Source organism: Streptomyces sp. 1222.5, assembly GCF_900105245.1.
In the GTDB taxonomy this organism is placed as follows: Bacteria; Actinomycetota; Actinomycetes; order Streptomycetales; family Streptomycetaceae; genus Streptomyces; species Streptomyces albidocamelliae.
Genome location: NZ_FNSZ01000001.1, coordinates 6,526,785 through 6,538,984, shown reverse-complemented (window position 1 = coordinate 6,538,984; position 12,200 = coordinate 6,526,785). Strand labels below are relative to the sequence as shown.

12 protein-coding genes are annotated in these 12,200 nt (G+C 72.9%); 8 read left to right on the top strand and 4 right to left on the bottom strand.

Annotation, left to right across the window (positions count from 1 at the left end; translation table 11 throughout):
* Position 1: 1 nt before the first annotated feature.
* Positions 2-448, bottom strand: coding sequence for a DUF6010 family protein (locus tag BLW57_RS29535; protein WP_093478678.1), 447 nt, complete (start codon positions 446-448; stop codon positions 2-4).
* Positions 449-602: 154 nt separating this feature from the next.
* On the opposite strand from BLW57_RS29535, the gene BLW57_RS29530 reads away from it, so the two are divergent.
* Entirely contained in the window at positions 603-1,835 is a 1,233-nt protein-coding gene (locus BLW57_RS29530) for an MFS transporter (RefSeq protein WP_093478676.1), read from the top strand.
* Here the strand turns inward: BLW57_RS29530 and BLW57_RS29525 are convergent.
* Both BLW57_RS29525 and BLW57_RS29520 read right to left on the bottom strand, forming a co-directional pair.
* Positions 1,772-2,935 carry a hypothetical protein gene (locus tag BLW57_RS29525; protein WP_093478675.1) on the bottom strand — a complete coding sequence of 388 codons (1,164 nt, stop codon included), beginning with the start codon at positions 2,933-2,935 and terminating at the stop codon, positions 1,772-1,774. The genes BLW57_RS29530 and BLW57_RS29525 overlap by 64 nt on opposite strands.
* Positions 2,932-3,873, bottom strand: coding sequence for a 5-dehydro-4-deoxyglucarate dehydratase (locus BLW57_RS29520; protein WP_093478673.1), 942 nt, complete (start codon positions 3,871-3,873; stop codon positions 2,932-2,934). Before BLW57_RS29520 ends, BLW57_RS29525 begins: the two co-directional genes overlap by 4 nt.
* A 223-nt stretch (positions 3,874-4,096) precedes the next feature.
* Between BLW57_RS29520 and BLW57_RS29515 the strand changes: the two genes are divergently transcribed.
* The 7 genes from BLW57_RS29515 to BLW57_RS29485 all read left to right on the top strand — a co-directional run bounded on the left by BLW57_RS29515 (position 4,097) and on the right by BLW57_RS29485 (position 11,434).
* Positions 4,097-4,906: an NAD-dependent epimerase/dehydratase family protein gene (locus tag BLW57_RS29515; protein ID WP_093478672.1), complete on the top strand. Its 810-nt coding sequence runs from the start codon at positions 4,097-4,099 to the stop codon at positions 4,904-4,906.
* A gap of 297 nt (positions 4,907-5,203) precedes the next feature.
* On the top strand, positions 5,204-5,974 hold the full coding sequence (locus BLW57_RS29510) for a DeoR/GlpR family DNA-binding transcription regulator (RefSeq protein ID WP_093478670.1): 771 nt from the start codon (positions 5,204-5,206) through the stop codon (positions 5,972-5,974).
* An 87-nt stretch (positions 5,975-6,061) separates the two neighbouring features.
* Positions 6,062-7,432: an ABC transporter substrate-binding protein gene (locus BLW57_RS29505; protein ID WP_093478669.1), complete on the top strand. Its 1,371-nt coding sequence runs from the start codon at positions 6,062-6,064 to the stop codon at positions 7,430-7,432.
* On the top strand, positions 7,429-8,367 hold the full coding sequence (locus tag BLW57_RS29500) for a carbohydrate ABC transporter permease (RefSeq protein WP_093478667.1): 939 nt from the start codon (positions 7,429-7,431) through the stop codon (positions 8,365-8,367). The genes BLW57_RS29505 and BLW57_RS29500 overlap by 4 nt, the downstream gene beginning before the upstream one ends.
* Positions 8,364-9,188 carry a carbohydrate ABC transporter permease gene (locus tag BLW57_RS29495; protein ID WP_093478666.1) on the top strand — a complete coding sequence of 275 codons (825 nt, stop codon included), beginning with the start codon at positions 8,364-8,366 and terminating at the stop codon, positions 9,186-9,188. Before BLW57_RS29500 ends, BLW57_RS29495 begins: the two co-directional genes overlap by 4 nt.
* Positions 9,185-10,174, top strand: coding sequence for a zinc-dependent alcohol dehydrogenase family protein (locus BLW57_RS29490; protein ID WP_093478664.1), 990 nt, complete (start codon positions 9,185-9,187; stop codon positions 10,172-10,174). The genes BLW57_RS29495 and BLW57_RS29490 overlap by 4 nt, the downstream gene beginning before the upstream one ends.
* Positions 10,175-10,234: 60 nt before the next feature.
* Positions 10,235-11,434, top strand: coding sequence for a TerD family protein (locus BLW57_RS29485; RefSeq protein ID WP_093478663.1), 1,200 nt, complete (start codon positions 10,235-10,237; stop codon positions 11,432-11,434).
* A 70-nt stretch (positions 11,435-11,504) separates the two neighbouring features.
* Here BLW57_RS29485 and BLW57_RS29480 read toward each other — a convergent pair whose 3' ends face one another.
* A complete protein-coding gene (locus BLW57_RS29480) occupies positions 11,505-12,071 on the bottom strand; it encodes a TetR/AcrR family transcriptional regulator (protein WP_093478661.1) in 567 nt (188 codons plus the stop codon).
* Between the last annotated feature and the right edge of the window lie 129 nt (positions 12,072-12,200).

Below are 12,200 nucleotides of genomic sequence, written 5' to 3'. Positions count from 1 at the left end.
CTCACTCCTTCGAGGGTGCGGTACCCGTACCCAGTGCTGACCGGGCGGCGGCCGGAAACTCATCGGTGCCGCGCCCCCCTATCCACGGCGCGCGTCCGCCGCGGAGGCACCACAGGGCGATCACCGGGTCGCACAGCGCGCAGCCGAACGAGGAGTCGTGGGCGAAGGGGGCGATCGGATGCCCTTTGAGGTGGTGCACGACGTCCCATGCGGTGTGCAGCAGCCAGCCGACGCCGACGAAGGTCCAGGAGTCCAGTCCCCGGTAGGCGACCCAGGTGGCGACCGCCGTGAACGCGAACTCCCAGCCGCCGAGGCCGCCGCCGCTGAGGTAGGCGGCGCCCGCACCGGCCACCATGACGGCGTTGAGGCGGCGCCGGTGCGGCTCGGGGACGAGGGACATGAGGACGACGTAGAGCAGGCCGATGAGGACCGGAGCGAGGTAGCGCATGCGCTCGACGGTAGGGTTCCGCCCGCTTGCGCCCCAGGGGCGTCCGTGCCAGGTTCCGACGGATTGTCGCCGCCGCGGCCGCCGCGGATCCCGTCCCGGAATAGGGCACCTCACCGATCCGGTGGTGCCCGCCTCAGGCCCACGATGACCTGGCATGACGACTTCCTGGACCGTGCGCCGCGTCCTGCGGGACCGCAACGCCGGGCTGTACCTCGCGAGTGTGGTGGTGTCCGCCTTCGGCACCACCTCCCTGTCGCTGGCGGTCGGCGTGTGGGTCAAGGACCTGACCGGGTCCGACAGCCTGCCCGCCCTGTGCATGCTCGCCGCGTGGGCGCCCACCCTCGCCGGCCCGGCGCTGGGCACGATCGCCGACCGCGTGCGCCGCAGGCCCCTGCTCGTCGCCCTGAACCTGGGGCTCGCCGCCGTCCTCACGACGCTCTTCGCCGTCCGCTCGCCCGTCGGGCTGTGGCTGCTGTTCACCGTCCTGCTCCTGTACGGCACCGTCGGCGCCGTCGCCGAGGCCGCGGAGTCGGCCCTGGTCACCGCGGCCGTCCCGGGCCGGCTCCTGGGCGACTTCAACGGGCTGCGGATGACCGCGGCGGAGGGCACGAAGCTCGTCGCCCCGCTGACCGGCGCGGCGCTGTACGCGGCCTTCGGCGGCCCGGCCGTGGCCTGTCTGGACGCGGTCACCTTCGTGCTGGCCGCCGGTCTGTGCCTGCTGCTTCGGGTGCGCGAGGAACGGCCCGTCCGGTCCGGCGCCGGCTGGTCGCGGGAGACCGCCGCGGGCGTCCGGCAACTGTGGGGCGACCCCGAGCTGCGCGCGCTGGTCCCGGCGGGCGGTACGACGATGCTGCTGGCCGCGCTGAGCAGCACGACTACGTACGCCGTCGTGGACCGCCTCGGACACTCCCCCGCCTGGACGGGTGTGCTGTCCGCCGTCCAGGGCGCCGGTTCGGTGGCGGCCGGGCTCGTCGCGGGGGCCGCGCTGCGGCGGCTCGGCGGGCGCCGGTTCGCGGCGGCCGGAACGGCGCTGACGGCGTTCTCGGTCGCCGCGCGGGCGGTGCCCTGCGACGCCGTCGCGCTCGCCTCCGCCGCGGGGATCGGCCTGGGCCTGCCCTGTGTGCTCGTCGCGGTGTTCACCGCCGTCCAGCGTCGGACGCCCGGCCCGTTGCTGGGCCGCGCGACGGCCTGTGCGAACACCCTCGTGTTCACGCCCAACGCCGTCGGGCTGGGCGCGGGTGCCGGGCTGGTCGAACTGGCCTCCCCCGTGCTGCTGTTGCCGCTGTACGGCATCGGCCTGCTCGCGACGGCCGCGGTGCTCGCTCAGCGCGCGGACAGCGCCTCCCGCACCGCCGCCAGGTCGCCGTCCGACGCCAACCCGGCGTGATACAGCCGTAGTTCCGTCGCGCCCTCGGCACGCGCGCGTGCCGCGTCCGCCGCGAGCGTGCCGGGACCGCCGCCCATGCCGGCGACGACCGTGAGGTTGGCGGCCAGCACCGTCCGTTCCCCCGCGTGGTCGGCGAAGGGCGCCAACAGGGCCGTACCACCCGTGCAGGGCACCACCACGCCGTCGGCCACGGAGAGCACGCGGGCGGGGTCGACACCCGCGTTGGCACCGCAGTGGTAGGAGACCGGGTCGGCGTGCAGCAGGACCTGGAAGCCCTCGGGCGCGGCGGCACGTACGGCGGAGACGGCCTCCTCCTGGAGGCCGGCGGCCGTTTCCTCACGCCACGCGCGCGTGGCGGCCGCGGTGTCCTCGCCGAGCAGCTTGCCGACCGTGGGCCAGCCCCCGTCGTCCGCCGTGCCCCGCCACAGCGGTTCCAGCGCGGTGCGCACGGCCGCCGCCAGTCCGTCCGCGTCGAGGCCGTACGCGTCGTACCCGTCCCGGCACGAGGGGCAGAAGCACAGGGACATCAGGTACTGCCCGGCGTCACCGAGGGCGATCCCGGAGGTCTTGTCGTGCGCGTGCAGGTGCTGGAGCCCGTACCAGCCGAGGGACTCCAGTTCGGTGCCGTGCGCGCCCGGGCGTACCGCGGCCTCGGCGGCGAGGTCGACCAGGTAGGCGCGGGTGGCGGGCTGGGCGATGCAGGGCGCCCAGGGGTAGCGGTCGCCGTAGGCGTTGACGACGGAGGTGTCCGGATGCTCGGCACCGAGGCGGGAGTTGTGGGCGAGGACGACCCAGGTGTGCACCTCCAGACCGGCGCCCGCAAGCGCGTCGGCGGCCTCCCCGTAGGCGTTGCCGGGCGCCCAGCGGCCTGCGGGGTACGGGCGCAGGCCGCGGCCCGCCCAGCGGTCGCCCGGCGGGTAGAGGACGGCCGCGTACTCCGCGGTGACGACGCGGTGGCGGGGGTGGCGAGGGGTCAGGGCGCGCGTGGAGTGGTAGGCGGACGCGAGGGTCGCCTGCTCGACGCCGAGTCCGGCGATGCGTGCCGCGGCCCCGGGGTCCCCGTTGACGTCCCAGGGGTAGACGAACGCCGACGCCCTCACGCGTCCTCCTCCAGCAGCGCGTGCCCGCGCTCGATCAGCCGAGCGAGCTGTTCGACGTGGTCCTCGGCCGGTTCGTGCAGCGGTGGGCGGACCTCGCCGACGTCCAGGCCGCGCAGCCGTACGCCGGCCTTGACGAGGGAGACGGCGTAGCCGCAGCCCTGGGCGCGCAGTTCGACGAAGGGCCGGTAGAAGCCGTCCAGCAGGCGCCGGACGGTTGCCGTGTCGTCCGCTTCGAGCGCCCGGTGGAAGGCGAGCGCGATCTCGGGGGCGAAGCAGAACACCGCCGAGGAGTACAGGGTGATGCCCAGGGCCCGGTAGGCGAGCTGGGTCTGCTCGGCGGTGGGCAGGCCGTTGAAGTACAGGAACTCGCCGGGTGCCTCGGTACGGACGGCGCTGACGATGCGCTGCACGAGGTCGAGGTCGCCGAGGCCGTCCTTGAGGCCGATGACGCCGTCGGTGCGGGCGAGTTCCACGGCCGTCGACGGGGTGAGGACGGCGTTGTCCCGCTGGTAGACGATCACCGGCAGCGCGGTGGCGGCGGCGATCTCGCGGTAGTGCCGCAGCAGCCCCTCCTGTCCGGCGAGCACGAGGTACGGCGGCATGGCGAGGAGGCCGTCGGCGCCCGCGCCCTCGGCGAGACGGGCGTAGCGGACGGCGAGCGCGGTGCCGTATCCGGCGCCCGCGACGACCGGGACGCGCCCCTCGGCGGCCTCCACGGCCGCCCGGACGCAGGCCTCGAACTCCTCCGGCAGCAGCGCGTGGAACTCCCCGGTGCCGCAGCAGGCGAACACGGCGGCGGCACCTGCCGCGACGCCGCTGCGCACATGGGTGCGGAAGACGTCGAGGTCGAGGGCGCCGTCGGGGCCGTAGGCGGTGACGGGGAAGAAGAGCGGCCCGCTCGGGTGGCGGAGCCGGGCGGCGAGAGGGGCAGGCGTCACGAGCGCTCCCTGTCGGTGCATGCTTCTGATCGTCGTCTATATTTCTGAACGATCTCACGCTACGGGCCGTCCGCGGAGCGGGTCAAGCGCGCGAACGGGCGCATCGACGGCGGATTTCCCCCGCTCACGGCACACTTGACGAGGCGAGTCAGCGCTCCCTAGCGTGTCCACGCATGTGAATGCAGTCCATGAACGCGGCCGTTGACGTCGAAGGAGACCGAGGATGCCCGCACCCCGCACCGTCCTGCTCACCGGCGCCGCCGGCGGGCTCGGCACCCTGATGCGGTCCCTGCTGCCGGAGCACGGCCACACACTGCGCCTGTTCGACGTACGCCCCGTGGACGACGCACCGGACGCGATCACCGCGGACCTCGCCGACAAGGAGGCCCTGCGCGAGGCCGTGCGGGGCGTGGACGCCGTCCTCCACCTCGCCGGGATCTCCCTGGAGGCCCCCTTCGAGAGCGTGCTCCGGTCGAACATCGAGGGGACCTACAACCTGTACGAGGCGGCCCGCCTGGAAGGTGTGCCCCGGATCGTCTTCGCCTCCTCCAACCACGCCGTCGGCTTCACCCCCGCCCCGCGCGCGGGCGATCCGCTGATCCCGGTCGACACGCCGCGCCGCCCGGACACCTTCTACGGCCTCTCCAAGTCCTTCGGCGAGGACCTGGCACAGCTCTACTGGGACAGGCACGGCCTGGAGACCGTCTCCGTCCGCATCGGTTCCTGCTTCCCGGAGCCGACCAGCGTGCGCATGCTCTCGGTGTGGATGAGCCCGGCCGACGGCGCCCGTCTCTTCCACGCGGCCCTGACCGCCGAGGACGTCGGCCACACGGTGGTCTACGGCTCCTCCGCCAACACCCGCCTGTGGTGGGACCTCACCTCGGCACGGGCGCTGGGCTACGAACCGCGGGACGACTCCGAACCGTGGGCCGCGAAGCTGATCGCCGAGCAGGGCGAGCTGGACCCGGCGGACCCCGCCCAGAGCCGCCTCGGCGGGCACTTCGTGACCGACCCGCCGATCTGGCCGTACTGAGCCGCCGGCGGCTCCGGACAGCCGTGACGCCGGCGGGCCCGGCAAGCCGGAAACGGACGGCCCACGCGCGTGGGCGGGCACCGAACGGGCCCGCCCGCGCCGCGTTCGGGCATCCGCGCCGCCCGCTCCCACCCCGCGGCACACGCCGTCGCAGGTCCGCGACGGGCACGGCACGCGGCGAACGGGCACACCCGGGCAGTATCGGGCCCGCAACAGACCTGGTCAGCGCCACGCACCCGCTGTAGAACTTCCTCCATGGGCCCGAACGGGCAGTTCCACAGGGAAGCGGGTGACGGCATGAGCACGAGGACGGCGGAAGAACGCCAGCGCGAGATCGTGCGGGCCGCGCGCGCCACCGGCTCGGTGGACGTCACCGCGCTCGCCGCCGAGCTGGGCGTGGCCAAGGAGACCGTCCGGCGCGATCTGCGCGCGCTGGAGGACCACGGCCTGGTCCGCCGCACCCATGGCGGGGCCTGCCCGGTGGAGAGCGCCGGCTTCGAGACGACGCTCGCCTTCCGGGCCACCAGCCACGTGCCCGAGAAGCGCCGGATCGCGGGTGCCGCGGCCGAGCTGCTCGGGGACGCCGAGACCGTCTTCGTCGACGAGGGCTTCACCCCGCAGCTCATCGCCGAGGCCCTCCCCCGGGACCGGCCGCTGACCGTGGTCACCGCGTCCCTGCCGGTCGCGGGCGCCCTCGTGGAGGCCGAGCACGTCTCCGTCCTGCTGCTGGGCGGCCGGGTCCGCCCCGGCACCCTGGCCACCGTCGACCACTGGACCACGAAGATGCTGGCCGGTTTCGTCATCGACCTCGCCTACATCGGCGCCAACGGCATCTCCCGCGAGCACGGCCTGACCACCCCCGACCCCGCCGTCGGCGAGGTCAAGGCGCAGGCGATCCGGGGCGCCCGGCGGACCGTGTTCGCCGGGGTCCACACCAAGTTCGGAGCGGTCAGCTTCTGCCGGTTCGCCGAGGTCGGCGCCCTGGAGGCGATCGTGACGAGCACCCTGCTCCCGGCCGCCGAGGCCCACCGCTACTCCCTGCTGGGCCCGCAGGTCATCCGGGTCTGACTGCCCCACCCACCTCCACTCACCTCCCCTGGGGGCGCGCCACCCCTCCGAGCGCCCCCTATGTCCCCATACCTCCAGGAGCGATCCATGCGCACCCCGAGCCGACGGAGGCCGCGAGCCACGCTCGCCATGGCCGCCGCAGGGACGCTGCTCGCCCCGCTGATCTCCGGCTGCTGGGCCGGTGCGGGCGGGACCGGTTCCGGCGGCGACTCCATCAATGTCCTGATGGTCAACAACCCCCAGATGACCGAGCTGCAGAAGCTGACCGCCGCGCACTTCACCAAGGAGACCGGCATCAAGGTCAACTTCACGGTGCTGCCCGAGAACGACGTCCGCGACAAGATCAGCCAGGACTTCGCCAACCAGGCGGGCCAGTACGACGTGGCCACGCTCTCCAACTACGAGATACCGATCTACGCCCGCAACGGCTGGCTGCACGCGATGAACGGGTACGTCGCGGCGGACCCCGCGTACGACGAGGGGGACGTCCTGAAGCCCATGCGCCAGTCCCTCACCGGCGACGACGGCAAGCTCTACGGGCAGCCCTTCTACGGCGAGTCGTCCTTCCTGATGTACCGCAAGGACGTGTTCGCGGCGAAGGGCCTGACCATGCCGGCCCACCCCACCTGGCGGCAGGTCGCCGCGCTCGCCGCCGAGGCGGACGGCGCCCGGCCCGGCATGAAGGGCATCTGCCTGCGCGGACTGCCCGGCTGGGGCGAGCTGATGGCACCGCTGACGACGGTCGTGAACACCTTCGGCGGCACCTGGTTCGACAAGGACTGGACGGCGCGCCTCGACTCCCCGGCCTTCGAGAAGGCGACGAAGTTCTACGTCGGCCTCGTCCGCGAGCACGGCGAGTCCGGCGCCGCCCAGTCCGGATTCGCCGAGTGCCTGAACAACATGACGCAGGGCAAGGTCGCCATGTGGTACGACGCCACCTCCGCCGCCGGACTGCTGGAGGCCGACGGCTCCCCGGTCAGGGGCAAGCTCGGCTACGCGCCCGCCCCGGTGCAGGAGACCCGGTCCTCCGGCTGGCTCTACACCTGGGCCTGGGGCATCCAGCACGCCTCCCGCAACCCCGACAAGGCCTGGAAGTTCGTCTCCTGGGCCTCGGGCAAGGGCTACGAGCAACTGGTCGGCGACACCGGCGGCTGGTCGAACGTCCCGGCCGGCAAACGCGCGTCGACGTACGAGAACGCCGCCTACCGCAAGGAGGCGGCCGCCTTCCAGGAGATGACCAGGGAGGCCATCGAGAGCGCCCGCCCGAACGACCCCGGCGTACAGCCGCGCCCCGCGCCCGGCATCCAGTTCGTCGGCATCCCCGAGTTCACCGACCTCGGCACCAAGGTCTCCCAGGAGATCAGCGCGGCCATCGCCGGACGCCAGTCCGTCGGCACGGCCCTGAAGAAGTCTCAAGCGCTCGCCGAGCGGATCTCCGAGGAGTACGAGGGACGATGACAGCGACGACGACGGCCCCGCTCACGGCCACTCCCGCACGGACGGTACGCCGGCCCCCGGCCCGGCTGCGCGCCTGGGCCACCCGGGCCCCGCTGCTGCCCGCCCTGGTCTTCATGATCGTGGTGACCCAGCTGCCGTTCGTGGCCACGCTGGTGATCTCCTTCTTCGACTGGAACGCCCTCTACCCGAAGGCCCGTCACTTCACCGGCCTCGACAACTACCGCCAGGTGCTGACCGACACGGACCTGCGCCACTCGGTGTGGACGACCGTGCTGCTCACGGCGGCCGTGGTGCTGGCCAGCCTGGTCCTGGGGCTGGCGCTGGCCCTGCTGCTGGACCGCAGGTTCCGCGGCCGCGGCATCGTCCGCACCCTGCTCATCGCCCCCTTCCTGGTCGTACCGGTGGCCGCCGCCCTGCTCTGGAAGCACGTGCTCTACAACCCCGAGTACGGCCTGCTCAACGGGTTGCTGCACATGGTGGGCGGCCCGCAGCCGGACTGGATCTCGAAGACCCCGCTGCTCGCGGTCGAGGCCTCCCTGGTGTGGCAGTGGACGCCGTTCATGATGCTGATCCTGCTGGCCGGCCTGCAGAGCCGCGACCAGCAGCAGATCGAGGCCGCCCGCGTCGACGGCGCGAGCGACTGGCAGATCTTCCGCCATCTCACCCTGCCCCACCTGCGGCGCTACCTCGAACTCGGCGCCCTCCTCGGGTCGATCTACATCGTGCAGAACTTCGACGCCGTCTTCACCCTCACCTCCGGCGGCCTCGGCACCGCCAACCTGCCCTACACCGTCTACCAGAGCTTCTACCAGGCCCACGAGAACGGGCTCGCCTCCGCCGCGGGCGTCCTGGTGGTCGTCGGCTCGATCGTCATCGCGACCTTCGCCCTGCGCGTCGTGTCGTCCCTGTTCCGCGAGGAGGTGTCCCGCGCATGAGTGCCCTGCGCCGAGGCGGCCTGGGCCTCATGGCCTGGCTGACCGGGATCGTGTTCTTCCTGCCCATCGCGTGGATGGCGCTGACGTCCTTCCACTCGGAAGCCGACGCGGCGGCCAATCCGCCCTCCTTCGCCGCCTCGCTGACCCTCGACGGCTACCGCGAGTTCTTCGGCAGCGGCGGCGGGGCGAGCCCCTGGCCCGCCCTGATCAACTCCCTGGTGGCGTCCGCGGCCTCCACGCTCCTCGTCCTCCTGCTGGCCCTCCCGGCGGCCTACGCCCTGTCCATCCGCCCGGTGCGGAAATGGACCGACGTCCTGTTCTTCTTCCTCTCCACGAAGATGCTGCCGGCCGTCGCGGGACTGCTGCCGATCTACCTCTTCGCCAAGAACGCCGGAATGCTCGACAACATCTGGCTCCTGGTCGTCCTGTACACCTCCATGAACCTGCCGATCGCGGTGTGGATGATGCAGTCCTTCCTCGCCGAGGTGCCGGTCGCCGTCATCGAGGCCGCCCGCGTCGACGGCGCCCGACTGCCCGTGATCCTCGCGCGCGTGGTCGCCCCGATCGCCCTGCCCGGCATCGCCGCCACCGCCCTGATCTGCTTCATCTTCAGCTGGAACGAACTGCTCTTCGCCCGGGTCCTGACGGGCGTGGTCGCCGAGACCGCCCCCGTCTTCCTGACCGGCTTCATCACCAGCCAGGGCCTGTTCCTGGCGAAGGTGTGCGCCGCGTCGCTCGTCATCTCCCTGCCGGTGCTCGCCGCGGGGTTCGCCGCCCAGGACAAACTGGTCCAGGGCCTGTCGTTGGGAGCCGTGAAATGAAGGCCGCCGTCATCGAGTCCGTGGGCCGCGCCGTCGTCACCGAGGTCCCGGACCCGACGCCAGGGCCCCGCGAGGTCGTCGTCGAGGTCGCCGCGTGCGGCCTGTGCGGCACCGACCTGCACATCCTCCAGGGCGAGTTCGCCCCCGAGCTGCCGATCGTGCCGGGGCACGAGTTCGCCGGCGAGGTGGTCGGGGTCGGCACCCGGGTCACGGAGGTCGCCGTCGGCGACCGGGTGGCGGTCGACCCGTCGCTGTACTGCTACGAGTGCCGGTACTGCCGTACCGGCCACAACAACCTGTGCGAACGGTGGGCCGCGATCGGCGTGACGACGGCCGGCGGCGCGGCCCGGTACGCCCTCGCCCCGGTGGCCAACTGCGTCAAGCTGCCCGAGCACGTGCGCACCGAGGACGCGGCCCTGGTGGAACCCCTCTCCTGCGCGGTCCGCGGCTACGACGTGCTCCGGTCGCGCCTCGGCGCGCATGTCCTGATCTACGGTTCCGGGACCATGGGGCTGATGATGCTGGAACTGGCCAAGCGGACCGGCGCGGCGAGCGTCGACGTGGTCGACGTGAACCCCGCCCGCCTGGAGACGGCCCGCCGGCTCGGCGTCTCGGGCGCGGCGGCCGGCGCGGACGAACTCGACCGGCCGCACGGCTGGGACGTGGTGGTCGACGCGACCGGCAACGCGGCGGCCATCCAGGACGGCCTGGACCGGGTCGCGAAGGCCGGGACGTTCCTGCAGTTCGGTGTGGCCGACTACGCGACCCGGGTCACCATCGACCCGTACCGCGTCTACAACCAGGAGATCACCATCACCGGCTCCATGGCCGTGCTGCACAGCTTCGAGCGGGCCGCCGAACTGTTCGCCGGCGGGGTGCTGGACCCGGACGTCTTCATCAGCGACCGGATCCCGCTGGAGCGCTACCCTCAGGCGCTGGAGCAGTTCGCGGCCGGGGTGGGACGGAAGATCGTCGTGGTGCCGTAGGCCGATCGGCTGGTAAGGGAACGGTAAAGCCACCTCGTTCGTTCACCCGGCATGACAGCTATGACCCCTGGCTCGAACATCCCTCTCTCCGCCGCGCGCGTGACGGTGGACGTCGCCGCCCCGGTGCGGCTCGACGTGTCGGGCCTGCTGCTCACCGCCGACGGCAAGGTGCGCTCGGACGACGACTTCATCTTCTACAACCAGCCGGCGGGCCCCGGCGTGACGTACCGCTCCGGCGGCGGTACGTCACCCGACGCCATCACGGTCGACACCGCGGCCGTACCGTCCGACATCGAGAAGATCGTGGTCACCGCCAGCCCGGACGCCGCCGGCCAGACCTTCCAGGGCATCGAGCCGACCGCCACGATCCGCGACGCGGACGGCGGCACCGAACTGGCCTCGTTCACACCGCCGCAGCTCGGCACCGAGACCGCACTGGTCATCGTCGAGATCTACCGCCGCAACGGCCAGTGGAAGGCCCGCGCCGTCGGCCAGGGGTACGCCGACGGACTGGCCGGCATCGCCACGGACTTCGGCGTGACGGTGGAGGAACCGGCCGCCGCTCCCGCCGCCGCACCGCAAGCACCCGCCGCCCCGCCGGCCCCGCCGGCCCCGGCGGTGTCCGCCCCGGCCGCTCCCCCCATGCCCCCGGCACCGCCCGCTCCCCCCGCGCCGGGCGCCGGGAAGATCAACCTGGACAAGGGCCGGGTCAGCCTGCAGAAGAACCAGACCGTGTCCCTGGTCAAGGGCGGCCGGCCGCTGCTCTCCCGGGTGCAGATGGGCCTCGGCTGGGAGCCCGCGTTCCGTGGCAAGGACATCGACCTGGACGCCTCGGTCATCGCCTACGGCCCGCAGCGCAACCACATCGACAGCTGCTACTTCGGCAAGCTGACGATCCTGAACGGCGCGGTCAAGCACTCCGGGGACAACCTGACCGGCGAGGGCGGCGGCGACGACGAGGTCATCGTGGTCGACCTCGGCCGCATCCCCCAGGACGTCACCGGCCTGGTCTTCACCGTCAACTCGTTCTCCGGACAGAAGTTCACGGAGGTCGCCAAGGCGTACTGCCGTCTCGTCGACACGGCGACGGGCGAGGAACTGGTCCGCTTCGACCTCACCGGCGCCGAGCCGCAGACGGGCGTCATGATGGCCAAGCTCGTCCGCCAGTTCTCCGGCGAGTGGGACATGACGGCGATCGGCGACTTCGTCAAGGCCCGCACGGTCCGCAACATGGTGGACCCGGGGGCGAGGGCGCTGTAGCTCCCCGGAGCCCCGGTTCCGCGGACGACTCCGGCCTGCGCGCAGGACAGCCCCGCGCGCAGGCCGCCCGCTACGCCCGCAGCCCCGCCCACAGCAAGGTCAGATACCGGCGGATCTCCTCCGGCCCCCCGCCTCCCAGCTCCGACGCCGTGGCCACCCCGTGCGCCAGCCGCAGCACCTCGATCGCCGAGAGGTCGGCCCGCAGGAACCCGGCTTCCTGAGCGGCCCCGACCAGCCGGGTCGCCGCCCCCTGCACCGCCGTACCGCAGGCCGTCACCGCCACCGCGCCGCCGTCCGCGACGGCCGCGCCCAACAGGGCCTTCATGCCCCGCAGTCGTATCGTGGCGGCGCACAGCTCGGTCAGCCACGCCGGGAGCGCCTCCTCCGGCGGCAGCTCCGCCGCCAGCTCGTCGGCGCGTCTGCCGAGCGCCTCGATCCGGTCCACGTACGCCGCCTCCAGCAGCGCCTGCCGCGTGGGGAAGTGCCGGTACAGCGTGCCGGAGCCGACGCCCGCCCGCTTGGCGATCTGGTCGAGCGACGCGTTCTCCCCGTGCTCGGCGAAGGCCTCCGCCGCCACCTCCAGCAACCGCTCGTAATTGCGCCGAGCGTCCGCGCGCATGGGCCTGACGTGCGACATCCAGCAACTCCTCGCGAACCGGCGGTTCTCCCCGGATTTTACCGATCCCCGGCCCGGCCGGTCCCGGCGTGCGCCCGCGCGCGGACACGGGTGTGGCCCGCACCCCCCGTGAAGTGCGGGCCACGCCCG

Bases quoted from the DNA above. Each gene is read 5' to 3' on its own strand.
- BLW57_RS29535 (WP_093478678.1), bottom strand. From the start codon at position 448: ATGCGCTACCTCGCTCCGGTCCTCATCGGCCTGCTCTACGTCGTCCTC.
- BLW57_RS29530 (WP_093478676.1), top strand. From the start codon at position 603: ATGACGACTTCCTGGACCGTGCGCCGCGTCCTGCGGGACCGCAACGCC.
- BLW57_RS29515 (WP_093478672.1), top strand. From the start codon at position 4,097: ATGCCCGCACCCCGCACCGTCCTGCTCACCGGCGCCGCCGGCGGGCTC.
- BLW57_RS29510 (WP_093478670.1), top strand. From the start codon at position 5,204: ATGAGCACGAGGACGGCGGAAGAACGCCAGCGCGAGATCGTGCGGGCC.
- BLW57_RS29505 (WP_093478669.1), top strand. From the start codon at position 6,062: ATGCGCACCCCGAGCCGACGGAGGCCGCGAGCCACGCTCGCCATGGCC.
- BLW57_RS29500 (WP_093478667.1), top strand. From the start codon at position 7,429: ATGACAGCGACGACGACGGCCCCGCTCACGGCCACTCCCGCACGGACG.
- BLW57_RS29495 (WP_093478666.1), top strand. From the start codon at position 8,364: ATGAGTGCCCTGCGCCGAGGCGGCCTGGGCCTCATGGCCTGGCTGACC.
- BLW57_RS29490 (WP_093478664.1), top strand. From the start codon at position 9,185: ATGAAGGCCGCCGTCATCGAGTCCGTGGGCCGCGCCGTCGTCACCGAG.
- BLW57_RS29485 (WP_093478663.1), top strand. From the start codon at position 10,235: ATGACCCCTGGCTCGAACATCCCTCTCTCCGCCGCGCGCGTGACGGTG.
- BLW57_RS29480 (WP_093478661.1), bottom strand. From the start codon at position 12,071: ATGTCGCACGTCAGGCCCATGCGCGCGGACGCTCGGCGCAATTACGAG.